The organism is Williamsia sp. D3, assembly GCF_000506245.1.
GTDB lineage: Bacteria > Actinomycetota > Actinomycetes > Mycobacteriales > Mycobacteriaceae > Williamsia > Williamsia muralis.
In genome coordinates, this window is sequence record NZ_AYTE01000050.1 from 22,225 (window position 1) to 46,526 (window position 24,302).

General features: G+C 65.6%; 23 protein-coding genes and 2 pseudogenes. 7 read left to right on the top strand and 18 right to left on the bottom strand.

Going from position 1 to position 24,302, the window contains the following annotated elements; translation table 11 throughout:
- Positions 1-2: 2 nt before the first annotated feature.
- Both W823_RS56015 and W823_RS56020 read left to right on the top strand, forming a co-directional pair.
- On the top strand, positions 3-1,001 hold the full coding sequence (locus tag W823_RS56015; protein ID WP_116915676.1) for an iron ABC transporter permease: 999 nt from the start codon (positions 3-5) through the stop codon (positions 999-1,001).
- Positions 998-1,861 (top strand): heme ABC transporter ATP-binding protein, encoded by an 864-nt coding sequence (locus W823_RS56020; protein WP_023963923.1) that lies wholly within the window; start codon positions 998-1,000, stop codon positions 1,859-1,861. Before W823_RS56015 ends, W823_RS56020 begins: the two co-directional genes overlap by 4 nt.
- A 109-nt stretch (positions 1,862-1,970) precedes the next feature.
- On the opposite strand, the gene W823_RS56025 is transcribed toward W823_RS56020, so the two are convergent.
- The 6 genes from W823_RS56025 to puuE form a co-directional block, all read right to left on the bottom strand.
- Positions 1,971-3,785, bottom strand: coding sequence for a penicillin-binding transpeptidase domain-containing protein (locus W823_RS56025; protein WP_023963925.1), 1,815 nt, complete (start codon positions 3,783-3,785; stop codon positions 1,971-1,973).
- A gap of 84 nt (positions 3,786-3,869) precedes the next feature.
- Complete coding sequence (locus W823_RS56030; protein WP_023963927.1) at positions 3,870-4,706, bottom strand: GNAT family N-acetyltransferase; 837 nt, start codon at positions 4,704-4,706, stop codon at positions 3,870-3,872.
- 71 nt (positions 4,707-4,777) lie between these two features.
- Entirely contained in the window at positions 4,778-5,953 is a 1,176-nt protein-coding gene (ispG, locus tag W823_RS56035; RefSeq protein WP_023963929.1) for a flavodoxin-dependent (E)-4-hydroxy-3-methylbut-2-enyl-diphosphate synthase, read from the bottom strand.
- Positions 5,954-5,991: 38 nt separating this feature from the next.
- A complete protein-coding gene (locus W823_RS56040) occupies positions 5,992-7,203 on the bottom strand; it encodes an RIP metalloprotease (protein ID WP_023963931.1) in 1,212 nt (403 codons plus the stop codon).
- Between the two features lie 29 nt (positions 7,204-7,232).
- Positions 7,233-8,399 carry a 1-deoxy-D-xylulose-5-phosphate reductoisomerase gene (gene dxr, locus W823_RS56045; RefSeq protein WP_023963933.1) on the bottom strand — a complete coding sequence of 389 codons (1,167 nt, stop codon included), beginning with the start codon at positions 8,397-8,399 and terminating at the stop codon, positions 7,233-7,235.
- Positions 8,400-8,458: 59 nt separating this feature from the next.
- Positions 8,459-9,439: an allantoinase PuuE gene (gene puuE, locus W823_RS56050; RefSeq protein ID WP_023963935.1), complete on the bottom strand. Its 981-nt coding sequence runs from the start codon at positions 9,437-9,439 to the stop codon at positions 8,459-8,461.
- Between the two features lie 140 nt (positions 9,440-9,579).
- On the opposite strand from puuE, the gene W823_RS56055 reads away from it, so the two are divergent.
- Entirely contained in the window at positions 9,580-9,834 is a 255-nt protein-coding gene (locus W823_RS56055; RefSeq protein ID WP_023963937.1) for a DUF2631 domain-containing protein, read from the top strand.
- Positions 9,816-10,538, top strand: a complete 723-nt coding sequence (locus tag W823_RS56060) for an ankyrin repeat domain-containing protein (RefSeq protein WP_023963939.1) — start codon at positions 9,816-9,818, stop codon at positions 10,536-10,538. Before W823_RS56055 ends, W823_RS56060 begins: the two co-directional genes overlap by 19 nt.
- Before the next feature lie 39 nt (positions 10,539-10,577).
- Here W823_RS56060 and W823_RS56065 read toward each other — a convergent pair whose 3' ends face one another.
- Both W823_RS56065 and rlmN read right to left on the bottom strand, forming a co-directional pair.
- Complete coding sequence (locus W823_RS56065) at positions 10,578-11,630, bottom strand: class I SAM-dependent methyltransferase (RefSeq protein WP_023963941.1); 1,053 nt, start codon at positions 11,628-11,630, stop codon at positions 10,578-10,580.
- Between the two features lie 153 nt (positions 11,631-11,783).
- A complete protein-coding gene (rlmN, locus tag W823_RS56070) occupies positions 11,784-12,893 on the bottom strand; it encodes a 23S rRNA (adenine(2503)-C(2))-methyltransferase RlmN (protein WP_023963943.1) in 1,110 nt (369 codons plus the stop codon).
- A gap of 108 nt (positions 12,894-13,001) precedes the next feature.
- Here rlmN and W823_RS56075 point away from each other — a divergent pair, with 108 nt between their 5' ends.
- A complete protein-coding gene (locus W823_RS56075) occupies positions 13,002-13,397 on the top strand; it encodes a lipopolysaccharide assembly LapA domain-containing protein (protein ID WP_223249449.1) in 396 nt (131 codons plus the stop codon).
- Between the two features lie 45 nt (positions 13,398-13,442).
- Here W823_RS56075 and W823_RS56080 read toward each other — a convergent pair whose 3' ends face one another.
- From W823_RS56080 to rpsB, 5 genes are all read right to left on the bottom strand, one after another.
- Positions 13,443-14,354, bottom strand: coding sequence for a phosphatidate cytidylyltransferase (locus tag W823_RS56080; protein WP_031333742.1), 912 nt, complete (start codon positions 14,352-14,354; stop codon positions 13,443-13,445).
- Between the two features lie 7 nt (positions 14,355-14,361).
- Positions 14,362-14,919 carry a ribosome recycling factor gene (gene frr, locus W823_RS56085; protein ID WP_023963949.1) on the bottom strand — a complete coding sequence of 186 codons (558 nt, stop codon included), beginning with the start codon at positions 14,917-14,919 and terminating at the stop codon, positions 14,362-14,364.
- Between the two features lie 76 nt (positions 14,920-14,995).
- Positions 14,996-15,727 (bottom strand): UMP kinase, encoded by a 732-nt coding sequence (gene pyrH / locus W823_RS56090; RefSeq protein ID WP_023963951.1) that lies wholly within the window; start codon positions 15,725-15,727, stop codon positions 14,996-14,998.
- Between the two features lie 148 nt (positions 15,728-15,875).
- Complete coding sequence (tsf, locus tag W823_RS56095; RefSeq protein WP_023963953.1) at positions 15,876-16,700, bottom strand: translation elongation factor Ts; 825 nt, start codon at positions 16,698-16,700, stop codon at positions 15,876-15,878.
- Positions 16,701-16,753: 53 nt separating this feature from the next.
- A complete protein-coding gene (rpsB, locus tag W823_RS56100; RefSeq protein WP_030163598.1) occupies positions 16,754-17,593 on the bottom strand; it encodes a 30S ribosomal protein S2 in 840 nt (279 codons plus the stop codon).
- Between the two features lie 341 nt (positions 17,594-17,934).
- Here rpsB and W823_RS56105 point away from each other — a divergent pair, with 341 nt between their 5' ends.
- Positions 17,935-18,489 carry a M23 family metallopeptidase gene (locus W823_RS56105; protein WP_023963957.1) on the top strand — a complete coding sequence of 185 codons (555 nt, stop codon included), beginning with the start codon at positions 17,935-17,937 and terminating at the stop codon, positions 18,487-18,489.
- Between the two features lie 12 nt (positions 18,490-18,501).
- Here the strand turns inward: W823_RS56105 and W823_RS59410 are convergent.
- Both W823_RS59410 and W823_RS56115 read right to left on the bottom strand, forming a co-directional pair.
- Positions 18,502-19,415, bottom strand: a pseudogene (locus tag W823_RS59410) (tyrosine recombinase XerC).
- Between the two features lie 98 nt (positions 19,416-19,513).
- Positions 19,514-20,362: a siderophore-interacting protein gene (locus W823_RS56115; RefSeq protein ID WP_023963959.1), complete on the bottom strand. Its 849-nt coding sequence runs from the start codon at positions 20,360-20,362 to the stop codon at positions 19,514-19,516.
- 87 nt (positions 20,363-20,449) lie between these two features.
- Between W823_RS56115 and W823_RS56120 the strand changes: the two genes are divergently transcribed.
- A complete protein-coding gene (locus W823_RS56120) occupies positions 20,450-21,289 on the top strand; it encodes an SDR family oxidoreductase (RefSeq protein WP_023963961.1) in 840 nt (279 codons plus the stop codon).
- A gap of 5 nt (positions 21,290-21,294) precedes the next feature.
- On the opposite strand, the gene dprA is transcribed toward W823_RS56120, so the two are convergent.
- The 3 genes and pseudogenes from dprA to W823_RS56135 form a co-directional block, all read right to left on the bottom strand.
- Positions 21,295-22,434 (bottom strand): DNA-processing protein DprA, encoded by a 1,140-nt coding sequence (dprA, locus tag W823_RS56125; RefSeq protein ID WP_023963963.1) that lies wholly within the window; start codon positions 22,432-22,434, stop codon positions 21,295-21,297.
- Positions 22,435-22,443: 9 nt separating this feature from the next.
- A pseudogene (locus W823_RS56130) lies at positions 22,444-23,998 on the bottom strand (YifB family Mg chelatase-like AAA ATPase).
- Position 23,999: 1 nt separating this feature from the next.
- On the bottom strand, positions 24,000-24,302 hold a 303-nt coding region (locus tag W823_RS56135), incomplete at its 5' end, for a YraN family protein (RefSeq protein ID WP_023963972.1).

The window sequence follows — 24,302 nt, forward strand, 5'->3', positions numbered from 1 at the left end:
TCATGCTGGCGCTGCTTGTCGTCTTGGTCGGGTGGTCGGCTGCCAGTGGCCAGGTGTACATCCCGCCTGCCGAGGTGTTCGGCTCGGTGATGCATCACCTGGGCCTCGACATCGGGCCGATGCCGAGTTCCCCCAATGGGGAAGAAACCTTGTGGACCGTACGGTTTCCCCGCATCGTGATGGGTCTGCTCGTCGGGGCGACACTCGCCTGCGCAGGCTGTCTGCTCCAGGGCGTCCTGGCCAACCCACTCGCCGAGCCCGGTGTCATCGGGGTGTCGGCCGGGGCCGCGGTCGGCGCCTGCCTGGCGATCGTGTCGGGCGGGATCTGGGCGAGTGTGTGGGGGCTGGCGGGCGCCGCCTTCATCAGCGCACTGATCACAGTGGCCGTGGTCTACACCCTGTCGATGCGAGATGGATCGTCGTCGCCGATCATGTTGATACTCATCGGCATTGCCGTCAACGCGTTCGCCTCGGGCATCATTGCCTTCCTCACCTTCCTCGCGGACACCAACGACCGCGAACAGATCGTCTTCTGGCAGCTGGGGTCGCTCCAAGGTGTCGGCTGGCGTCCGGTGTGGGTGGTGCTGCCGGTGGCGACTGCGGCCATCGCCGTGAGCCTGCTGCTGGTCCGCAGGCTGGATCTGTTGTCGCTGGGCGAAATTCAGGCCGCCGCCCTGGGCGTCAGGGTGGAAACGGTTCGGCGCATCGCCATTCTGCTGGTCGCGGTGCTCACCGCTGCTGCCGTCGCTTTCACCGGGATCGTGATGTTCGTCGGATTGGTTGTCCCCCACCTCATGCGGTTGATCGTCGGGCCGCGGCACGTGATCCTGCTTCCCGCCAGCGTCATCGGCGGGGCGATCGTCGTGTGCGCCGCCGATCTGGGCGCTCGGACGCTGATGACCGGCGCCGATCTTCCGCTGGGGATGCTCACGTCCCTGATCGGTGGGCCGGTGTTCTTCCTGCTGCTGCGTCGCAGCCGTCATACCGGAGTCGGCTGGTGACGAAGTTGACGCCCGGGCAGGCTCTCGTCGCACGCGACGTGCACGTCGCCATTGGTGGCCGCCCCATCGTGACCGACGTGGACCTCGAACTCGGTGCGGGCGAGATCGTTGCGCTGGTGGGCCCGAACGGCTGTGGAAAGTCGACACTGTTGTCGGGCCTGGCGGGTCTGCGTCCCCTTGCCGCGGGGTCGGTCACCGTGGCGGGGGCTGACCTCGGGTCATTGTCCCCCGTCGAGCTGGCGCGACGGCGAGCCCTGGTGACGCAGTCGCACCGTGAAGACAACCCATTCCTGGTTCACGAAGTGGTGGAGATGGGCCGTTTTCCCTGGTCCAGGACCGAACGGGCGGCGCAGTCCGCAGCAGTGGTGGAAGCGGCACTGACGCAATGCGATCTGCTGCAGGTGCGCGATCGGCCATTCAGCCAACTGTCCGGTGGGCAGCAGGCCCGGGTTGCGCTGGCTCGCGCACTGGCTCAGCAGACACCGATCCTGATGCTCGACGAACCGACCGCGGCCTTGGACATCCATCACCAGGAACGTTTGCTGACGATACTGAGCGAACGGCGCCATGATGGCGGCGCGGTCCTGATCGTGGTGCACGACCTGTCGCTTGCGGCGGCGTATGCGGACCGGGTGCTGGTGATGAAGGGCGGCACGATGGTGGCCGCCGGGCCGACACGCGGGGTGATGACTGCCGAACTGCTCAGTGAGGTCTATGAACATCCGGTGCTGACATGGATTCACCCTGACACCGGCCAGTTCCTTGTGGTCCCGGATCGAACTGCCCCGGGTCGGGCCACCTTGGGTCGAACAAACGGATCGGCGGGGTACCCCCCTCCAGTGCCCCGCCGATCCGATTAGGAATCTGACGAGAGCTTCTCAGTTTTGGTTCCACCCCGTGCCGAAATCGGCAAAAATATTGGCAGGATGTCTTTTACAAAGCTCACTATCTCGACCGGTCCGATCGAGGTCATCGGGGCTGCAAGGCCGCCAAGAACTCGTGGGTGACGGCCACCGCGTTGTCCGAGCTCCCGCCGAGCACCACCAATGTGGCCCATGCCAGGTCACCGCGGTAGCCGGCGAACCAGGCGTGCGAACCCGCCGCGACCTCGGCTTCACCGGTCTTGCCGAACACCTCACCGAGATCCTGCATGCGCAACGCGGTGCCGGACGAGATCACCTCGCGCATCATCGGGCGCAACTTCGTGACCACGGCCGGATCCATCTCCGGGTGAGGCCCCGAGATGGTGGTGTCGCGGCCGACGATCAGCGACGGGATCGGTGTCGAACCGCGTGCCACCGTGGCCGCGACCATCGCCAGGCCGAACGGGCTGGTCAGCACCTTGCCCTGGCCGAACCCGTCCTCCGTGCGCTGCACCAGTTCAGGTGCAATCGGGACCGACCCGCTTTCCGTCGGCAGGCCGACCACGTGATACTCGGGACCGATACCGAGAGATGCGGCGGTCCGCGTCAGATCAGACGGCCCCATCTCGCTGGCCAGTTTGGCAAAGGTGGTGTTGCACGACCGGGCAAACGCGGTTTGCATCGGGACCGTGCCGAGTCCGAAACCGTTGTAGTTCGGAACGCTGCGCTCGCCGATGGTGACCTCACTGGGGCACCCGACCATGGTCGACGGCTGGGCCAGCCCGGTGCTGATCGCAGCCGCGGAGGTGACCACCTTGAACGTCGAGCCGGGTGGATAGAGACCGATGGTCGCGATCTGGCCGTCCCGGTCGGCCAGCTCGTTCTGGGCGATCGCAAGAATGCGCCCCGTGGACGGCTGGATGGCGACCATGGCCACCTGGAAATCTGTGCGCTGGTCCACCGCGTGCTGCGCCGCTTCCTGCACTTCGCGGGACAAGCTGATCTGGACCGACGGAGCCGGGGCAGGGGCGGTCTCGGCCAGCACATCGGCATCGAGTCCGTTCGGGTTGACCGACACCACACGCCAGCCGGCCTTGCCCTCGAGATCCTTGGACACTTCTTTCTTCACCTGGGTGAGCAGCGCCGGGGCGAACTTCGGATCAGAGGGGACAAGATCTGCCTGGTCGACCGTCGACACCCCGGGCAGACCCGCGAGCTGGTCACGGACCTGATCGAAGTCACGCTGACCGAGCGTGATCACCGAGTACTCGCCGCCCAGCCCGGTTGCCTGCTCGGCGATGGCCTGCGCGGACATCGGAGCAAACCGACCGAGAACAGTCGCCAGTGCCGTCGCGGTGGACACGACCGCGCCGGAATCGGCGGCCACCGCGGCATCGAACCGTACGTTGTACACAGTGCCCGGTACCAGCACATTGGTGCCGTCGCTCTCGCGGACCGCTGCACGCTGGGCCTCGAGCGTTCGCAGCTGCATCGTCTGGTTCCCACCGAGTTTCGGATGAACGTTCGACGGCACCCAGCGAACCTGCCAGCCCGCGTCACTGCGGGACATCTGCACGGTCGCCCGGTACTCCCAGGTGCGCCCGCCCGGCAGGTCCCACGTGTAGTCGGTTGCGACCGTGGCCGTGTCCCCGGTGACCTTCACCTGCCCTGTGTCGGCCGACATCTCGGTGGCGGCCAAGCCCTTCCAGGTCGCGTCGATCGCAGACGTCGCCGACACGGGATCGTCGGTCAGGGCTCCGGCGCGACTGCCGTCGTGATCAGCGAAAGCATTCAGAAATCGTTGCGCTGCAGCGCCCGGTCCGTTGTCATCACGGGCACAACCTGCCGACGCGACCCCGATGACCACCACGAGGGCGATCCCGAGGAGTCGAACGGGCCACAGGTGAATTGATCGGGTCATCACCGGTCATCGTATTTGCGCGCGGCACTGCAACCCGGTTGCCACGCAGGCGAGACAGGAGCGATCCCACCCGATTGCTCTCGGTCAGTCCACCAACACGGTCGCGAACGTACCCACCTCGTGCATGCCGACTCTCCGATACGCCTCGCGCGCAGGCGTGTTGAACGAATTGACGTACAAGCTGGCGGTACGGCCGGCAGCCACGATGGCTTCGACAACGGCCGCGGTACCCGCAGAACCGAGGCCAGTGCCCCGACGGTGCGGGGCAACCCACACACCTTGGATCTGTCCGACCCGACGCGACATCGCACCGACCTCGGCCTTGAAGACCACTTCGCCGCGTTCGAACTTCGCGTATGCACGGCCTGCGTTGATCAGGCCTGCGATACGGCGGCGGTAGGACCGTCCACCGTCTCCCGCGCAGGGGTCGATGCCCACCTCCCCCACGAACATCTCGACCGCGGCAGGTAGGTATGCGTCGATCTCGTCCAGTCGCACCCGTCGCACGAAGGGGTCCGCACGGATGGCAGGTTCGGTGCCCAGCGCCAACAAGGGTTGGCTGCAACGGATTTCGCGGGCAGGACCCCAGTGTTCACGGGTGTGTTCCCAGAAGGGCATCACAAGCTCGGCCGGCCCGACGATCGACGAACAGGCCCGTGGATTACGGATGGCCCGCTCGGCGAAGGTGCGCACATCGTCAGCGGTACCGAGCAGCGGAACGAGATTGGCCCCGGAGAAACACAGCGAGTCGACCGGCTGCCCGTTGCTCCACAACTCCCCGCCCAGCGCTCGCGGATTGATGCCGTGATCTTCCACCCGAGCCGCGACCATGCACGACGACACCGGATCGAGCGCGAGAGCCTGGCTGACCGCGTCGAAGTCCCGCTCGCCGAGCGGACGGTCACCCAACAGCTTCAGCACCGCGGCTCCCAGGTTAGTAACGGGCGTACGAGAGCGTACGTCGCCATTCTGCCAGCCCGCTCGGTGCCAAGTCAGCTCACCGTGACAATCGGTGCGCCTGCCCCTGCCGCGTCACCGGATTCGCCTGCCGCTTCGGCGATTCGCATCGCTTCTTCGATGAGCGTTTCCACGATCTGGGCTTCGGGAACGGTCTTGATGACCTCTCCCTTGACGAAGATCTGGCCGCGACCGTTTCCGGAGGCGACACCGAGATCGGCCTCGCGTGCTTCTCCCGGGCCGTTCACCACGCAGCCCATGACGGCGACCCGCAGTGGGATCTCCATGCCTTCGAGTCCAGCACTCACCTCGTCGGCGAGCTTGTACACGTCCACCTGCGCGCGGCCACAGGACGGGCAGGAGACGATCTCGAGCTTACGAGGCCGCAGGTTGAGCGATTGCAGGATCTGATTGCCGACCTTGATCTCCTCGACCGGTGGCGCCGACAGCGACACCCGGATCGTGTCCCCGATCCCTTCGGCGAGCAGGGCGCCGAACGCCACGGCCGACTTGATCGTGCCCTGGAAAGCCGGTCCGGCCTCGGTGACACCGAGATGGAGGGGGTAATCGCAGGCAGCGGCCAGCTGGCGGTAGGCCTCCACCATGATCACCGGGTCGTTGTGCTTGACCGATATCTTGATGTCGCCGAAGCCGTGCTCTTCGAAGAGACTCGCCTCCCACAGCGCTGATTCCACCAGTGCCTCCGGCGTCGCCTTGCCGTACTTCTGGAGCAGGCGCGGGTCGAGTGATCCGGCGTTGACGCCGATACGGATCGGGATCCCGGCATCACCGGCAGCCTTCGCGACCTCCTTGACCCGGCCGTCGAACTCCTTGATGTTGCCCGGGTTGACCCGGACCGCAGCACACCCGGCGTCGATCGCGGCGAAGATGTACTTGGGCTGGAAGTGGATGTCGGCGATCACCGGGATCTGCGACTTCCTGGCAATGGCCGGCAGCGCCTCGGCGTCCTCGGGCCGCGGACACGCCACCCGGACGATGTCACACCCCGACGCGGTCAGTTCGGCGATCTGCTGCAGGGTCGCGTTGATGTCATGGGTCTTGGTGGTGGTCATCGACTGCACCGACACGGGATGGTCGCTGCCGACGGGCACCGTGCCCACCTGTAGCTGCCGCGTCTTGCGGCGCGGTGCGAGAACCGGCGGCGGCGCGGCGGGCATTCCCAGACCGATCGCGGTTGCATCTGCACTCATCGGGGTCACTTCCTGATCTGTAACTGTTTTCGGATGATCTAGAACACCTTGATCGGATTGATGATGTCAGCGGTCAGCGTCAGTGCCATGTATCCGCCCATGATCGCGAGGACCACGTACGTCGCCGGCATCAATTTCAGGTAGTCGACAGGCGCGCCGGCGCCGAGACCACGTAGCCGTCGCACCCAATCGCGCACCTTCTCATAAATGACGATGGCGATGTGTCCACCATCCAAGGGTAGTAGCGGAACCAAATTGAAGAGTGCCAGGAAGAAATTGATGCTGGCCAAAAGAAAAATGAAGAAGGACCAAACGCCCGCTTCGGCGGCCCCGCCACCGATCACTGACGCGCCATAGACGCTGACCGGCGTATCGGCGGCGCGCTCACCGCCGGTCACCGACGTCCACAACGCCCCAATTTTCGATGGCAAGGACAACAGAGAATGCCAGGTCTCCACCATGAGGTCGCCGGTGAACCCCGCTGCCGCCGGGATTGCGCCCAACGCCGAGGGATGTTCGGTTCCGGCGTCGAGATCGTAGGCGATGCCGACCATGCCGACTGTCTCGGTAGTGGTGACGCCCTTATCGTCAACCGCGGTGGAGGTGACCTGCTGCGGTACCACGGTCAGGTCGAGCTGCTCTCCCTCGCGCTCGACGGTCAGTGCTACCGGGGCGGTGCCGGCACGCAAAACCTTGCTCAACTCTGCTGTGTCGCTGATTCGCTGGCCGTTGGCTGAGATGACAGTGTCACCTGGCTGCAAGCCCGCCTCCGCCGCGGGACCATCACCTGTACACGGCGCCATCTCGCCGTCAGTGATGGTGGTCCCGACGCACGAGACTGCTCCCACCTTCGCGGGAATCGATCCGGAGAGGTTGGGGAGCCCCCAGGCGAGCCCCATGATCACGATCAGCACGAACCCCAGGATCAGGTTCTGCACCGGACCGGCGAGCAGCACCACAACCCGTTTCCACGACTTCTGGCGGTACATCGCACGGGGTTCGTCCTTGGGTGCGAGTTCGTCGTGGGTGGTCATGCCCGCGATGTCGCAGAAGCCGCCGAGGGGAATCGCCTTGATCCCGTATTCGGTCTCGCCCCGTCGCGTCGACCAGAGGGTCGGGCCGAAACCGACGAAGTAGCGCCGCACATACATTCCGGTGCGCTGTGCAGCCCACATGTGTCCGCACTCGTGCCAGGCGATCGACGCCAGCAACCCGAGTGCAAAGAGCACCACGCCCAGAGCAAACATCATCGGCCGCTTCTTACCCTTCTGAGAATCTGCTAACGGTGCACACCGGCGACGAGCAGACGAGCGCGTTCACGCGCCCAGGCGTCGGCCGCCAGGACGTCATCCACCGTACCTGGGTCCTCGGTCCACTGATCCGCAGCTGCAAGCACCTCCTCGATGATCCCGACTATCCGGGGGAAGGTGATGGCACCTGCGAAGAACCCGTCGGCCGCTGCTTCATTGGCGGCGTTGAACACCGCCGTCAGCGATCCCCCACGTGTTCCGGCGTGACGGGCGAGATCGATAGCGGGGAACACGGCGTTGTCGACCGGTTCGAAGGTCCACGTCGCCGCGGACGAGAAGTCGCACGGCGTCGACGCCCCCGCGATGCGGTCCGGCCAGCCCAGGGCGAGGGCGATCGGCAGCTTCATCGACGGAGGAGACGCCTTGGCGACCGTGGCGCCGTCGATGAACGTGACCATGGAATGCACGATCGACTGGCGGTGAACCGTCACGTCGATGCGTTCGTATGGAACCCCGAACAGCAGATGGGCCTCGATCACCTCCAGCGCCTTGTTCACCAGGGTCGCCGAGTTGAGGGTGATCATCGGCCCCATCGACCAGGTCGGGTGTTTACCGGCCTGCTCTGGGGTCACGCCCTCCAGTGCCGCGGCGTCCCAACCGAAGAACGGCCCGCCGGACGCGGTGAGCACCAGACGGTCGACCTCGGCAGCCGTACCGGCCCGTAGGCATTGCGCGATGGCGGAGTGTTCGCTGTCGACAGGCACGATCTGATCCGGCCCGGCCGCGGCCAGCACCAACGCTCCCCCGGCGACGAGCGACTCCTTGTTGGCCAGCGCCAACCGGGCACCGGATCGCAGCGCCGTCAGCGTCGGTCTGAGTCCGAGTGATCCGACCACGGCGTTGAGCACCACGTCTGCGCCGGTCGCCTCGACCAGGTCGCTCATGGCATCCGGCCCCGACAGGACGCCGGTCGTCCCGGTGACGGACTCGACGCGGGCGGCAGCATCGGGCTCGGCGACGGCGACCGCCGAACCGGGGAGCTGCCACTGACTGATTTGCTTCGCGAGCAGGTCGACGTTGCCGCCACCGGCGCCGAGGCCGGCCACCGAGAATCGGTCGCGGTTGGCTGAGATCACCTCCAGCGCCTGGGTACCGATCGATCCGGTGCTACCGAGGATGAGAACGCGTGTGGTCACCCACCCAGTGTGATCGATCCCGTACTACCCGCGCGACCACCTCGACGGGCGGCGACCTGTCACCCGCCGGTCACCGGCGCCGGATGTCGCTCGGCCCAGTGGCGAGCGATGTCGACCCGCCGAGCGATCCACACCTTGTCATGCGACTGCACGTGGTCGAGGAAACGCTCCAGGGCTGCGGTGCGAGCGGGGCGTCCCGCCAAGCGGCAGTGCAACCCGATCGACAACATCTTCGGGGCCCCCGCCTCACCTTCGGCGTACAGAACGTCGAACGCATCGCGCAGATGGGCGAAGAATTGGTCGCCCGAGGGGAAGCCGGCGGGTGAGGAGAACTTCATGTCATTGGTATCGAGAGTGTACGGGACAACAAGATGATCAACGGTGCGGTCTGGGGTACCGGGGCCCCGACCCGGGACGGTCACCTTCTCCCAGTACGGCAGGTCATCGGCATAACTGTCGGAGTCGTACAGGAAGCCGCCGTGCTCGACGACCAGCCGACGGGTGTTGGGCGAATCCCGGCCGGTGTACCAGCCGAGCGGCGCGGTCCCGGTCAGTTCCGTGAGGATCTCGACGGCTTCGGCCATGTGGGCACGTTCGATGTCGGGGTCGACCAATTGATAGCTGAGCCAGCGCAAGCCGTGTGAAGCGATCTCGTCGCCCCGTTCGAGAAAAGCAGCGACGGCCTCGGGATTGCGCGCCATGGCTTGTGCGACGGCGAAGATGGTCAGGGGCAGTTCGCGGCGGTCGAAGACGCGGAGTAGTCGCCACAGGCCTGCCCGCGAACCGTACTCGTACAACGACTCCATACTCATGTGCCGGTTGGGAAATGATTCCGCGCCAACCATTTCCGACAGGAACGTCTCACTCCCGAGGTCGCCCTCGAGGACGTTGTTCTCCGAACCCTCCTCATAGTTGAGGACGAATTGCACGGCGATATTGGCCTCACCTGGCCACTGCGGATGCGGCGGGGTGCGACCGTATCCGACCAGATCACGGGGATAGTCGGCGCTTACATGATTTTCCGGCGGCACGGCGCTCATTCTCGCATCGGGTAACCGAAGGCGCAGCGGAGACGGCACCCGGAAGGGCACGACGCGACCAACCCCACGTCGGCCGAGGCCCGACCGCCCACGATATGCTGACGCGGAAGAATCGTCGGTCCCAACCATCAGGAGTAGCCGTGGCCAGCACTGAGGTCGAGTACAAGCGCGAGCCCGCGGATGCGCCGTCGGCCCGATTCGGCTGGCACGGCGAAGGTCTCAAGACTTTCAAGATCGCCGGATGGGTGTCGATCGTGGCGCTGCTGGTCATGATGATCGGAAATCACGAAGGTCACGTCGAAGACCTCTTCCTGCTCGGATTCGCGTTGCTCCTCGCCTTCATCTTGATCCGCGGCGAGATCCTCAGCCGCAGAAAATGGGCGATCAAGAAGTAGGCGCGGTCGCGTCCTCGCCCTCCCGCCTGCGACGGGCACTGTCCGCCACAGCGGGATGCCTGATCCTCCTTAGCGCTGCGTGCACCGCCACGTCCGATCCCCCTGGCGCCGAGAGCACCGAGCCGTCGGCCACCCGTCCATCGGTCATCTCCACAACGCCCCCGCCGGCACCGCCGGCGTCGACACCCAGCCCTGATCCTGCACTCGAGCTCAGGGATGCCGACGGGCGCACGCCTTTGGTCGCGGCCACCAAGGCTGGTGATGTCGAGACCGCACGGCGGCTGATCCTCGCCGGCGCCGATGTCAATGCCAAGGATGATCTCGACGACTCCGCGTATCTCTACGCGGGCGCCGAAGGCCTCGACGAGATACTCGTCCTCACCCTCGACCACGGCGCAGATGTCCGGTCGCTCAACCGATTCGGGGGCACCGCCCTGATTCCGGCAGCGGAGAAGGGACACCCGACCACCGTGCAGTTGCTGATCGACGCCGGGGTTCCGCTGGACCACATCAATTACTCCGGCTGGACCGCACTTCTCGAAGCCGTTGTCTACGGGGATGGTTCGACGCCGTACCAGGACATCGTGGCGCGCCTGCTCGCGGCGGGTGCGAACCCCGATATCCGGGACGCGCAGGGACGAACAGCCCTGGACAATGCACGCAACCTCGGTCAGACCGACATCGTGCGGCTCCTGGGTGGCTGACCGCGGCCGATGTGGTCCCGCGGCATCACCCGATTGTTGTCATTGAAGCCGGTAGAACCGGAAGATGTCATGCTCGATGTCGAGCACGGAGGCCCCGTCCAGTCCTGCCGACCGGGCGTAGGCATCAAGCGTGGACGTCCGCATGACAGTTCCGGTGGCTGCACTGTCCCCACCGGACATGCTGTCGGGCAGGCAACAACCGATCGAGAATCCGTACAGCAGTTGTTCCACCGGCCCGGCATCAGGGGTGAAGGAATCGGCCGTTCGTTCGTCCATCACGATGATCGGTGCGCCAGGTTTTGCTATTCGACGCATCGTCGCGAGGAACGACACCGGATCCGAGAGGTCGTGCACGCACTCGAAGGCGAAGACCGCATCGTGGCTGTCGGAATCCAGTTCTGACTGTGCATCGGCCACGGTCACCGTGACGCGGTCCGACACGCCGTACTCGACAGCATTCCGCTGCGCGGCGGCCACGGAGTCCGTGTCGATGTCGTAGCCGTCGACCGAGACGTTCGGATATCCCACAGCGAGGGCGATCGACGACCATCCCTCACCGCATCCCAGGTCGGCGATACGAGCACCCGAGGTCAACAACGCATGCAGATCAGGGATCTGCGGCAGGAACTCAGAGGTCAACTGCCCCATGTACATCGGCCGGTTGGCGTACGACTGCGCCTCGCGGGCATCGGCGCCGAGTTGCTGCCACGACACACCGCCGCCGGTGCGATAGGCCTGCAGCAGTTCCGACATCTGACTCCCCGTCGCGACCGACAACCGTGCCAGCGGGGCGAGATACGACAGGCTGTCGCCGTTCACCAGCACCTCGGAATACTCTGCGGGGAGCGCGAATCGGGTGACCTCGGGCCCGATGTCGGCGACAACGTAACCCGAGACCGCCTGATGCTCGAGCCACTCCCGGGCGTACCGTTCTGCTGTCCCGGATCGCTCTGCCAATTCCGCTGGTGACAGCGGGCCTTCCTTCGCGAGCAGTTCGTACCAGCCGAGCCGGTCACCCAGATACAGCGCCTGGACCTGCTGGGCGCCGAGTAGAGCACCGAACACGTGGTCGGCGAATTGGTCCGTGGTCATGGGCGCCTGGGAAGTCATGGTCTCGTCTCATCTGTTCGGGCGTGTGTGACGAGTACAGCATCTGATCGATGAACGGCGGGCAACTTGTCCTGCGAATGCCGCACACATGTTGCGTGGCCACCAGCCGGGGGCAGTGCCAGGTGAAAAGGTGCCTCAGCGCTCTTCGGCGGCGAGTTGCCCGCAGGCCGCGGCGATCTCCTGGCCACGGGTGTCGCGAACCGTACACGAAACACCCTGCGCGATCACGCGTCTCACGAACTCGCGCTCGACGGGCTTGGGGCTCGCGTCCCACTTCGAGCCCGGCGTCGGGTTGAGGGGGATCAGATTCACGTGCACCAGGGGTCCGAGGGCCTTACGCAGCTTCTCCCCGAGCAAGTCGGCACGCCACGGCTGGTCGTTGATGTCGCGGATGAGGGCGTATTCGATCGAGACCCGCCGACCGGTGGAGTCCGCGTAGTAGCGGGCGGCGTCGAGTACCTCGCGCACCGACCACCGGTTGTTCACCGGAACCAGGGTGTCGCGCAGTTCGTCGTCGGGGGTGTGCAGTGACACCGCGAGGGTCACGGTCAGTCCTTCGTCGGCCATCCGCCGGATGGCGGGCGCCAGACCCACGGTCGACACCGTGACCGACCGCTGAGAGATCCCGAGGCCTTCGGGAGCCGGTGACGTGATGCGCCGGACGGCGTCGATGACCCGCTTGTAGTTCGCGAGCGGTTCGCCCATTCCCATGAAGACGACGTTGGAGAGTCGCCCGGGGTCGCCGAGTTCCCCGTCACGCATGGACCGTGCGGCGGCGCGCACCTGGTCGACGATCTCTGCGGTGGACAGATTGCGGTCGAGCCCGCCCTGACCCGTCGCGCAGAACGGGCAGGCCATGCCACAGCCGGCCTGACTCGAGATGCACAGAGTGGTGCGATCGGAATACCGCATCAACACCGACTCGAGAAGCGTGCCGTCATGAAGTCGCCACAGGGTCTTGCGCGTGGTGTTGTCGTCACAGGCAATGTGGCGAACCACCCTCATCAGCTGCGGGAACAGAGCCTGACCGACGGATTCACGCATCGCTGCAGGCAGGTCCGTCATCTCGGCCGGGTCGGCGTTGAGACGGGCGTAGTACTGGCGGGCCAACTGATCCGCCCGGAACTTGGGTAAGCCCAGTTTGGTCACTGCGGCCACGCGGCCGGCGGCGTCGAGGTCGGCCAGATGCTGCGGCGGCTTGCCCCGTTTGGGCGCGTCGAACACCAACGGCAGCGGACTTGTCATAACACAAGGGTGACGGACTGGGGCCACAGAAGCCAATTCGGCCCGGTGATGATGCCAATTCGATCACCGACATTGTCGTTCGGTGCGCGCTGACGCACCATGGAACACATGACTTACCAACAGCCCGAGGGTTACCCGCAGGAACCCGCGTACGACCCGGCTACCACCGGCAGCGCGCCTCCCCCGGACTACACCGGCAGCGATGTCCCCGCCGCCGACCACCGCGAGGAAGAGCGGCGCAAAGCGCTCGACGACGTGAAGCACACCCGTACCCGCGCAGCCTGGGTCGGGCTCATCATCGGTGTCCTGGTGACCCTCGTGCTGCTGATCTTCATCTTGCAGAACCTCGACAAGCAGCAGGTCGATCTCTTCTTCTGGAGTGTGAACCTGCCGCTCGGCGTGAGCCTGCTCGTCGCGGCGATCCTCGGCGCCGTCATCACCGCGATCATCGGGAGTCTTCGGATGTTGCAGGTTCGCCGGGCGGTGAAGAAGGCCCGGCCCTGAACCCGGCTTTCACCGATCACGGTTGAGTCCGCGGAGGGTGAGCGATCAGAGCAGCGCGCCCAGCACGGCCCACACCACGAAGGCCGACGGCAGCACCGAGTCGAGTCGGTCCATGATCCCGCCGTGTCCTGGCAGCAGCGTGCCCATGTCCTTGATACCGAGATCACGCTTGACCTGTGACTCCACGAGATCGCCGAGTGTGGCGCACACGACCAGTACCGGCCCGAGGATCAGTCCGATCCACCAGTGGGAGTCGACGAGGTAGGTGACGGTGAGTACTGCGCCGACGATGCCGAACAGCATGGATCCGGCCATGCCCTCCCACGACTTCTTCGGGCTGATCGCGGGAACCATGGCGTGCCGTCCGAAGGTGACTCCCGCGATATAGCCGCCGATATCGGAACAGGCGACGACGATCATCAGCGTGAAGACTCTCGCCGCACCGTGCTCTTCAAGCACCATCGAGGCGCCGAAGGCGCCCATCAACGGCAGCCAGGCGAGCACCAACGTGGTGCCGGCGAGGTCCTGGAGGTAGTTCTGAGGCGCCGCCTGCAATCCCTGCGAGAGCAGTTTCCAGATCATCGAGACCAGGACCGTCGCGGCGAAGGCCACCACTGATCCGGTGATCCCCCAGGGCCAGCTCACCCAGATGATCGCCTGTCCTCCCACGAGGATCGGGATCAGCGCGACCTTGATTCCGGCATCTCGGAATCGTTTGGTGACCTCCCAGCTGGCGACCGCGATGGCCACCGCCACGACCGGGAACCAGACCTCGGGGACGAAGGTGAGGATCAGGATCAGCGACACACCCAGAGCGCCTCCGACCCCGATTGCGGCCGGGAGGTTCCGCCCGGCCCGCGAGGTGGAGCCCTTGGGCTGCGGTCCTGGTGTGTCCTGCGGCCGATCTGTGTCGGTCACCTTCTGCCCTGCTCCCCTGGAACTGCGTGAAGTCGTCATCGGATGACTAGACCTCGAGCAGTTCGCTTTCCTTGTGTTTGACCAATTCGTCGACCTGCGCGACGTACGTCGAGGTGGTCTTGTCCAGATCCTTTTCGGCCCGGGTCACCTCATCCTCACCGGCTTCGCCGTCTTTTTGGATGCGTTTGAGTTCATCGACCGCTTTGCGACGCACGTTACGGATGGACACCTTGGCGTCCTCACCCTTGGATTTGACCTGTTTGACCAGTTCACGGCGTCGTTCTTCGGTCAGCTGGGGAATCGCGACTCGAATGATGTTGCCGTCGTTGGTCGGGTTGACGCCGAGATCGGAGTTGCGGATAGCGGTTTCGATCAGGCCCAGTGAGGACTGCTCGTACGGCTTGATCACCACCATGCGCGGTTCCGGGGTGTTGATGGACGACACCTGTGTGATCGGGGTGGGCGCACCGTAGTAGTCGATGGTGACGCGGTTGAACATCGCCGGGTTCGCCCGGCCGGTTCGGACCGAACCCATGTCGTCGCGGGCCACAATGACGGCCTTCTCCATTTTTTCCTCGGCGTCGAGCAGCGCGTCGTCGATCATGGTGTCCTCCGTTGTCGTGTGGTGGTGGTGCCGCGGCCGGTCCGTCTCCGCAACGACGGGCGGGCCGAGTCGCGGGTCAGGTGCTGACCAGTGTTCCGATCTTCTCACCTGCGACCGCACGGGCGATGTTGCCCTGCTCGAGCAGGTTGAAGACCAGGATGGGCATCTGGTTGTCCATACAGAGACTGAATGCGGTGGCGTCGGCGACCTTGAGGCCCTGTTCGAGCACCTCACGGTGAGTGATCTCGCGGTACAGGGTGGCGTCCGGGTCGATCCTGGGATCGGCGGAGTACACGCCGTCGACGCCCTTGGCCATGAGAACCACCTCGGCCTTGATCTCGAGGGCGCGTTGGGCAGCGGTGGTGTCCGTGGAGAAGTACGGCATTCCCATGCCTGCACCGAAGATGACGACACGGCCTTTCTCCAGGTGCCGCTGGGCACGCAACGGAATGTACGGTTCGGCGACCTGACCCATCGTGATGGCTGTCTGCACTCGGGTGACGACGCCGCGCTTCTCCAGGAAGTCCTGTAGCGCAAGGCAATTCATAACGGTGCCGAGCATGCCCATGTAGTCGGACCGGGCGCGCTCGAGACCCCGCTGCTGTAGTTCGGCGCCACGGAAGAAGTTTCCGCCGCCGATCACCACGGCCACCTGGACACCGGTGTCGACCACCTCGGCGATCTGGTCGGCGACGGTGGACACGACGTCGGGGTCGAGACCGACCTTGCCGCCGCCGAACATCTCGCCGCCCAGCTTCAGGACAACCCGTTTGAACCCGGCGCGTTGAGCGGTGGCGTCGTCGGTCATGTGGCGTTCCTCCATGGAGCGATTGTGGGCGCGGCGGGCTACTGGTGCCGGCGGGTCCGGGATGCGTCCCGGGTCCGGCCCAATCCTAAACGAGCACAAAAGAACCCCGGCGAATCGATTGATTCGCACGGGGTTCTCTCATGAAAACTCAGGCCTGTCCGACCTCGAAACGAGTGAAGGACACAACCTGCGCCCCCGCCTCGTCGAGGACGGCCTTGACCGTCTTCTTGGATTCCTGGACCGACGGCTGGTCGACCAGCACGACGTCCTTGAAGAATCCGTTGAGCCGGCCTTCGACGATCTTGGGCAGTGCCTGTTCGGGCTTGCCCTCCTCGCGAGCGGTCTGCTCGGCGATGCGACGCTCGGAAGCGACCACGTCCTCGGGCACCTCGTCGCGCGAGGCGTACTTGGCGCGCAACGCAGCAACCTGCATGGCTGCTCCACGAGCGGCTTCCGCAGCCTCGGGGGTGTCGCCGGTGTACTCCACCAGGACGCCGACGGCAGGCGGGAGATCCGAAGCTCGCTTGTGCAGGTAGGACGCCACATTGCCCTCGTGGTACGAGACCCGGTTCAAGACCAGCTTCTCGCCGATCTTGGCGGAGAGCTCCTGGATCAGCTCGTCGACCGTCTTGTCGCCGACGCTGGTGGCCTTGAGGGCCTCCACGTCGGACGTCTTGGCGGCGACAGCAGCGTCGAGAACCTGAGCGGCCAGCGCCTGGAACTCGTCGTTCTTGGCCACGAAGTCCGTCTCGGAGTTGATCTCGATCATCGCACCGTCTTTGGCGGCGATCAGACCTTCGGCGGTGGACCGCTCGGCACGCTTGCCGACGTCCTTGGCGCCCTTGATCCGCAGTTCTTCGACGGCCTTGTCGAAATCGCCGTCGTTGTTGGCCAGCGCGTTCTTGCAGTCGAGCATGCCCGCGCCGGTGAGGTCACGGAGCCGCTTGACGTCAGCGGCGGTGTAATTCGCCATGGGTGGGCGAGCCTCCTGTCGATTGTGTCGGGGTGATGCGAAAGCCGGAGGGATCAGGCCTGCGCGGGGGTTTCGGCCTGCGCCGGGGCAGCTTCCTCGGTGCCTGCGGCCGGTGTGGTCGCCTGGGTGAGCAGTTCCTGCTCCCATTCGGCCAGCGGCTCGGTGGCGCCACCTTCGGGCTTGGCGTCGGCATCGGCACTCTGACCGGCGCGAGCCTGCAGGCCCTCGGCAACCGCCGAAGCGACGACGCGGGTGAGGAGTGCGGCGCTGCGGATGGCGTCATCATTACCCGGGATCGGGTAGTCGACGAGGTCCGGATCACAGTTCGTGTCGAGGATGGCGATCACCGGGATGTTCAGCTTGCGAGCCTCGGAGACCGCGAGGTGCTCCTTGTTGGTGTCGACAACCCAGATCGCCGAAGGGACCTTCGACATGTCCCGGATACCACCGAGGGTGCGATCCAGCTTGGTCATCTCACGCGTGAGCATGAGGATTTCCTTCTTGGTGCGACCTTCGAAACCGCCGGTCTGCTCCATGGCCTCGAGTTCCTTGAGGCGCTGGAGGCGCTTGTGCACGGTGGAGAAGTTGGTGAGCATGCCGCCGAGCCAACGCTGGTTCACGTAGGGCATGCCCACGCGCAGCGATTCGGAGGCGATGGATTCCTGAGCCTGCTTCTTGGTTCCGACGAAGAGGATGGTGCCACCGTGGGCAACCGTCTCCTTGACGAACTCGTACGCCTTGTCGATGTACGTCAGCGTCTGCTGCAGGTCGATGATGTAGATGCCGTTGCGATCGGTGAAGATGAATCGCTTCATCTTCGGATTCCAACGACGGGTCTGATGCCCGAAATGAGCGCCGCTGTCCAGCAGCTGCTTCATGGTTACGACAGCCATAATTCACTTTCATTGCAGTTCATGCCGGCGCCCGGTTGGTCGTCGGCCCTGGCGCCTGGCACGTGTGGAACCCCCGGTGAAGAACGATCACCGACGAGGACTGCCCACACGCTGTCTCGGCCGGCATGACGCTGGCCGACTGCAGACGCGCGAAGTCACTCCCGCCGCAGCGAGAGCGCCACATGAGTCTACGCGCGTGAGGGCCCGACACGAAATCGCTTGCCGTACCGGAGCGGGCCCGATGTCAAGGCCTCGGCGAGCGTTGTGGACAGAAGGAGGTTTCATGCACATCTTCGCAGGTCATCGCGCGATCGGCTGACAGATCCAGCAGGCTCGGATCCATGGCTTTCTGGTGGGCACTGTGCCGTGCGGCAGCGCTGTTGGGCGTGATCGTGGCCGCCGTACCACTGCTCGCGCTGCAGTCGCAGCCGACAGCACGCGCCGCACCCGCCTCGGCTCCGTCGCGCGGGTTCACCTGGCCGCTGATTCCGACCCCACAAGTGCTACGCACCTTCGAGCCGCCCACGCAACGCTGGCTGCCCGGTCACCGCGGTGTCGACCTTGCCGCGGCGGCAGGCGCCACCGTCCATTCGGCAGGCGACGGGGTGGTGCATTTCGCGGGTCCCGTCGCAGGAAAGCCGGTGGTGTCGATTCGGCACCCGGACGGTTTGTTGACCACGTATGAACCGGTGAAGTCCTCGGTGCGCGCCGGTATGCCGGTGGCCCGCGGCTCGCCGATCGGTGTGCTCGAGCCCGGCCATGAGGGCTGCGCGCGCCCGTGCCTGCATTGGGGAGCGCGCCGCGGAGCCGGAGCGTCGGCGACATACCTCGATCCGCTGGCCTTGCTCGGCGTTGTGCGGGTGCGCCTGAAGCCCCTCGAGACGGGCGACGCGTGAGGCGGGCGGCCCTCAAGCCCTGGGGTGCGCCTGATCGTGGACCTTACGAAGGCGTTCGACGCTGACGTGGGTGTACAGCTGCGTTGTCGCAAGGCTCGCGTGGCCCAGCAGTTCCTGCACCACGCGAAGGTCGGCGCCTCCTTCGAGGAGGTGGGTCGCCGCACTGTGGCGCAATCCGTGAGGGCCGAGGTCAGGGGTGTCGGGCAGGCTCCGCAGTATCTGGTGGACCACCGTGCGGGCCATCCGCTGATCAAGTCGTCCGCCCTTGGCCCCGACAAGCAACGCGTTGGCCGCCTTGGGTTTCGCCAGCGCCGGCCGCCCTGATCTCAACCACGTGTCCAACGCGGCGGCTGCGGGGGCGCCGAACGGCACCGTCCGTTCCTTGTTGCCCTTACCGATGACCCTGACGACGTTGCGTCCCGTGTCGACGTCCCCGATGTCCAGGCCGCACAGCTCCCCCACCCGAATGCCTGTGGCGTACAACAATTCGACGATCAGTCGGTTCCGCTGGCCGATAGGGTCAGCCGGGTCGGACGGGTTCTGTGGATCGTCGGCGCGCGCGGTTGCATCGCCGCTTCCGCCTGCTCTGCGCTCAACACCCCCGGAAGGGTGCGATGAGCCCGGGGGGCCTGGAGTCGGGTGCTCGGATCTGCGGCGAGGATGCCCTCGCGGGTTGCCCAGGCCGTGAAGCGTTTTGCCGACGAAGCCTGGCGCGCGATGGTGGTCCGGGCTGCCCCCGCCTTGCTGTGTGCCGCGAGCCAGGCACGCAGCAGACCCAGATCGATTGCCGTCGGTGCGATGCCGCGGGCACCCGCGAAACTGATCAGCGACCGGATGTCACCGAGGTAGGCGCGCACGGTGTGGTCACTGTGCCCGCATTCGAGGCGCAGATAGCTCTCGTACTCGTCGATGATCGCGGCACTCACCGACTCAGCCAAGCGATCTCGGACCTCTACTGCAAGACGCCACACCCGGCCGTGCAGCTTTTGTGTCCTGATCGAACCCGTGCGCGGGCATCAACGGGTCAGACTGCGCTGCCGGCGGCCTCTTCGTTCTTTTTGAGTTCGGCTTTCCATTGCCGGAAACCCTCTTCTGTCCGTCCACGACGCCAGTACCCCGAAATGGAAGCGTGCGATGCCGGGACGCCGCGCTCTTTCCTGACATAGGCGCGCAGATTGTGCATGACCGCCTCTGCTTCGCCGTGGATGAAGACCTGAACCGTGCCCGGCAGCCAGTCTGCCTGTTTGACGGCCGCGACGATGGGAGCGTTGGCGCCGGCTTTGTCGTCCCCCACCTCATCCGACGAGCCACCCCGGTGCAACCAGGTGATCTCCGCGGTGTCGGGGGCTGCGATGTCGACGTGATCGTCCGGCCCGGCGACCTCGATGAAGGCCTTCACGACCGCGCCATCGGGCATCGATTCCAGGGCTGCGGCAAGCGCCGGCAATCCCGCTTCATCGGAAGCGAGCAGATGCCAGTCGACGTCGGTTCTGGGGCGGTATCCACTGCCAGGGCCCAAGAACCGCACCACATCTCCTGGCTGTGTGGATGCCGCCCATGGCCCCGCGAGCCCTTCGGTGCCGTGAACCACGAAATCGATCGCCACTTCGCGGGCCACCGTGTCGACCCTTCGCACCGTGTACGTCCGCAGGATCGGTTGTTGACCTGGCTCGAACTCCTCCCGGATCCGCTCGAGGTCGAACGGTTCGGGATACCGGACTCCCTCGGGCGGGAACAGGATCTTGACGTACATGTCGGTGTCGTCCACCGGCGTGAACTCGTCGAACCCGGGACCGCCGATATACACCCTCACCATGTGAGGGGTGAGTTGTTCGGTCCGTTGCACCGTCATGGTGTTGAGCTTCTTGGCCACGCGTTGGTTCCTCTCATCGCATTCGAACCCACGGTACCGGAAAGGTAGGTGACCCTAAGTTCGCCGATCCGATATACCGTCGCTGCCATGCCCACCATATTGATCACCGGCGCCTCCCGCGGTATCGGACGCGCGACCACGCAGCGCCTCGCGAATGCGGGCTGGAACGTGTTCGCAGGAGTGCGTGACGACGCCGCCGGCGCCGAGTTACGCGCGCTGGCACCCGGACTGATCACACCCGTCGTCCTCGACATCACCGACGCCGACCACGTGGCAGACCTGGACCGCGTGTTGCCTGCCGAGCTGGACGCGGTTGTCAACAATGCCGGCATCGTCGCCGGCGGTCCGGTGGAAGCCGTCTCACCCGAACAGCTCCGACACCAACTCGATGTCAACGTCATCGGTCAGCATGCCGTCACCCGCGCGTTGCTGCCCCGGCTCCGGGCCTCCCGTGGACGAGTGCTGTTCGTGTCGTCGGTCAGCGGCCGGATCGCCACCCCGATGACGGGTGCCTACAACGCGTCGAAGTTCGCTCTCGAAGGCATGGCGGACGCGCTTCGAATGGAAGTGCGGCCGTGGAAGATTCCCGTCGTGCTGATCGAACCAGGCCAGACCGACACCGACATCTGGCGCAGCGCCGAATCCACTCTCGAAGACCTGGTGAGTGACATGTCGCGCGAACACCGTGCTCTCTACGCCAAACACATTGCCGGATACCGCAAGTCGATTCCCCTTTCGCAAAAGGTGGCGGTACCTGCGGACACTGTCGCCGCCACCATCGAATCGGCCTTGACGGCGCGGCGGCCGCGGGCGCGCTATGTCGTCGGCGCTGCGAACAAGGTTCAGGCGACAGTGGTGGGAGCTCTACCGACCGCGGTCGCCGATCTGCTCCTACGAACCGTCACCGGGGTTCCCCGGCGGCCCTGAGGTACTCACCGCGATCCGGCCAGTCTCCACCCGGATCCGTTGGTGCTCAGCAAACCTCGCGTTTCCAGGATGGCCAGCGCGGAGCGCACCTGGCGGACGTCGAGTCCACTGGCGAAAGCGATCTCGCCGATGGTCAGTGATCCGCGCGCAGGCACTGCGTCGTAGGTTCGTTGCTGGGTCTCGTCGAGGCCGTCGGTCGGTCGCACTGACGACGCGCGGGCTTCCGAACCCGTCACACCGTTGGGCTCGGCCAGCCTGATGATGTCGTCTGAACTGGTCACCAGTTGCGCCACACCGTCGGCAATCATCCGGTGGCATCCGATGGAAGTCGCCGATGTGACCGGTCCTGGCACCGCACCGAGAGGTAGCCCCAGCTTCCGAGTCCACGCGGCTGTGTTGGCCGCGCCGCTGCGCCCGCCTGCCTCCACCACGACGACCGCCCGCGACAGTGCCGCCACCAGACGGTTCCGGGTCAAGAAGCGATGCTTGGCTGCCGATGTGCCCGGGCGGTATTCGCTGACCACCACTCCGGTGCGAGCTATCTCGGCGATCAACCTTGCGTGACCGGCCGGGTAGTCACGGTCGAGTCCGCATGCGAGCACGGCCACCGTGGTCCCGTCCGCGGCCAACGCACACCGGTGCGCCACACCATCGATGCCGTAGGCACCTCCGGAGATCACCGACCACCCTTCGCCGACGAGACCGCCGGTGAGTGACGACGTGACGTGCTCGCCATAGCCTGACGCCGCCCGGGAACCGACCAACGCCACCGAGCGGTCGACGGCGCCGTCGAGCCTTGCCGGCCCACGGGCCCACAGCGCCAAGGGTTCACCGCCTTTGGCCGCGGTGTCCGCTCGGCCCAGCGCGAGAAGCTGCCATCCGGGCCATTCGTCGTCAGCGGGTGTCACCAGCCTGCCACCGAGACGGGCGATCGCGGACAGGTCTTCCTCGGCGGTGTTGACCTGGTGGCGAGCCGCCGTCGCCCGCAATACCTCTTCGTGGCCGTGCGGCACCGACTGCCGCGACACCGCGCGCGCCGCCTCGGTCACGCCCACCTCCGCAATCAGCTTGTGCAGAGCGGCGTTCGGTGGCTCGGCCACACCGGCGAGGTATGCCCAGTCGAGTCGTGTGTTGTCGTCGAGCATGTTGTCCCCTCAGTTGTATCCGCGATCGCGGAACATCAATGCCTGCGCCACATGGTTTTCGGTCGGCTGGTCGTCTCCGGAGAGATCGGCAAGCGTCCAAGCCAGGCGAAGAGCCCGGTCGGCTCCTCGTGCCGTCACCCGCCCGTCTCGAAGGAACAGTTCGATCGGCCTGACCACCGAACCCGGCAGGCGAAAGTCACCGCGCCGCAGCACCGACCCCGGCACCTCCGCATTCGTCTGCCACCCGTGGGCGAGCCAGCGCTCGCGAGCAGCGGCCCGTGCCGCCATCACACGTTCGCGCACAACAGCACTCGATTCCGCGAGTCCGCCCGCCAGCGCCGCTGTCCCGGGAGGATCCATCCGAACCCGGATATCGACCCGATCCATGAGTGGCCCCGACAGCTTGCCGAGATAGCGACGACGGGCAGTGGGCGAGCACACACAGTCCACATCGTTCGCCGGAGCGCACGGGCACGGGTTGGCCGCCAGGATCAGTTGGAAGCGGGCAGGAAATCGAGCGACCCCGTCTCGGCGCGCCACTCGAACCTCACCGTCCTCCAACGGAGTTCGCAATGTCTCGAGCACCTTGACACCGAGCTCCGCGCACTCGTCGAGGAACAGGACGCCGCGGTGCGCCCGTGACACCGCACCGGGTTTTGCCATCCCCGTACCACCGCCGATCATCGCAGTCACCGTCGTCGAGTGATGCGGAGCGATGAACGGCGCATCACGAATCAACGGGTGATCGGCCGGCAACCCACCGGCAATCGAATGAATCGCCGTGACCTCCAACGCCTCGGCCTCGTTCAACGGCGGCAAGATCCCCGGCAACCGCCGCGCCAGCATCGTCTTCCCGATCCCCGGCGGCCCCGTCAACAACAGATGATGCGCCCCCGCAGCAGCAACCTCCATCGCATACCGCGCCTCATCCTGACCCACCACATCACACAGATCCGGCCCCGCCACCACCGACCGGACCGGCTCCCGCGGACCCACCGTGTCCAGCACAAAACGTTCCCTTGAGCCAAGCAAGCACCTCCCGCAGATGACTCGCCCCACCCACCTCGATCCCCGAGACCAACCCCGCCTCGGCAACATTGCCCAACGGCACCACCGCATGAGTGAAACCCGCCTGCCGGGCCGCCACCACCGCAGGCAACACCCCACGCACCGGCCGAACCCGCCCGTCGAGCGCCAACTCACCCAGAAACACAGACTTCTCCAAATACGCAGGCGCATAATCATTCCCCGCCGCCAGCACCGCCAAAGCCAACGCCAAGTCGTACATCGACCCCGACTTGGGCAACGTCGCAGGCGACAACGCCAACGTGATACGACCCTCCGGCCACTTCGCAACAGCGCCCTCGTCCCCGTCAGCCCCCTTACTCGCCGCAGCAGTGTTGGTGATCGCCGCACGCACACGATCTTTTGCCTCCTTCAACGCCGCATCCCCCAGCCCCACCAGATGCACACCCGGCAGACCCTGCCCGATCGACGCCTCGATCTCCACCACCACACCCTCGACACCATTGATCGCCACCGACCGCACCCGCCCCAACTTCACCTCAGAACACCCCACGCAAATGTGAAATCGACACCGAATCCTTCGAATCAAGTTGCACGGCAACCACATCAAAACGCACCACCGGCCAACGCCGCCCCTGCTCACGCAGCCACACCCCCGCCAACCGGCGCATCCGCTGATACTTGGCCACCGTCACCGCCTCCGCCACATCGCCGTACAACGACCCGGTCCGCGTCTTGACCTCCACCACCACCAACGCATCACCATCAATCGCGATCACATCCAACTCCCCATAACGACAACGCCAATTCCGCTGCACCAGGGCCCACCCCAAACCCACGAG

What these genes read in the sequence shown, in the direction of transcription:
- ispG (WP_023963929.1), bottom strand. Translation starts at nt 5,953, where the DNA reads ATGAGTGCAGATGCAACCGCGATCGGTCTGGGAATGCCCGCCGCGCCG.
- dprA (WP_023963963.1), bottom strand. Translation starts at nt 22,434, where the DNA reads ATGCTCGACGACAACACACGACTCGACTGGGCATACCTCGCCGGTGTG.
- tsf (WP_023963953.1), bottom strand. Translation starts at nt 16,700, where the DNA reads ATGGCGAATTACACCGCCGCTGACGTCAAGCGGCTCCGTGACCTCACC.
- puuE (WP_023963935.1), bottom strand. Translation starts at nt 9,439, where the DNA reads ATGAGCGCCGTGCCGCCGGAAAATCATGTAAGCGCCGACTATCCCCGT.
- rpsB (WP_030163598.1), bottom strand. Translation starts at nt 17,593, where the DNA reads ATGGCTGTCGTAACCATGAAGCAGCTGCTGGACAGCGGCGCTCATTTC.
- W823_RS56080 (WP_031333742.1), bottom strand. Translation starts at nt 14,354, where the DNA reads ATGACGACTTCACGCAGTTCCAGGGGAGCAGGGCAGAAGGTGACCGAC.
- W823_RS56105 (WP_023963957.1), top strand. Translation starts at nt 17,935, where the DNA reads ATGGCTTTCTGGTGGGCACTGTGCCGTGCGGCAGCGCTGTTGGGCGTG.
- W823_RS56065 (WP_023963941.1), bottom strand. Translation starts at nt 11,630, where the DNA reads ATGACCACGGACCAATTCGCCGACCACGTGTTCGGTGCTCTACTCGGC.
- W823_RS56060 (WP_023963939.1), top strand. Translation starts at nt 9,816, where the DNA reads ATGGGCGATCAAGAAGTAGGCGCGGTCGCGTCCTCGCCCTCCCGCCTG.
- frr (WP_023963949.1), bottom strand. Translation starts at nt 14,919, where the DNA reads ATGATCGACGACGCGCTGCTCGACGCCGAGGAAAAAATGGAGAAGGCC.
- W823_RS56040 (WP_023963931.1), bottom strand. Translation starts at nt 7,203, where the DNA reads ATGATGTTTGCTCTGGGCGTGGTGCTCTTTGCACTCGGGTTGCTGGCG.
- W823_RS56120 (WP_023963961.1), top strand. Translation starts at nt 20,450, where the DNA reads ATGCCCACCATATTGATCACCGGCGCCTCCCGCGGTATCGGACGCGCG.
- W823_RS56025 (WP_023963925.1), bottom strand. Translation starts at nt 3,785, where the DNA reads ATGACCCGATCAATTCACCTGTGGCCCGTTCGACTCCTCGGGATCGCC.
- W823_RS56015 (WP_116915676.1), top strand. Translation starts at nt 3, where the DNA reads ATGCTGGCGCTGCTTGTCGTCTTGGTCGGGTGGTCGGCTGCCAGTGGC.
- pyrH (WP_023963951.1), bottom strand. Translation starts at nt 15,727, where the DNA reads ATGACCGACGACGCCACCGCTCAACGCGCCGGGTTCAAACGGGTTGTC.
- rlmN (WP_023963943.1), bottom strand. Translation starts at nt 12,893, where the DNA reads ATGACAAGTCCGCTGCCGTTGGTGTTCGACGCGCCCAAACGGGGCAAG.
- W823_RS56075 (WP_223249449.1), top strand. Translation starts at nt 13,002, where the DNA reads ATGACTTACCAACAGCCCGAGGGTTACCCGCAGGAACCCGCGTACGAC.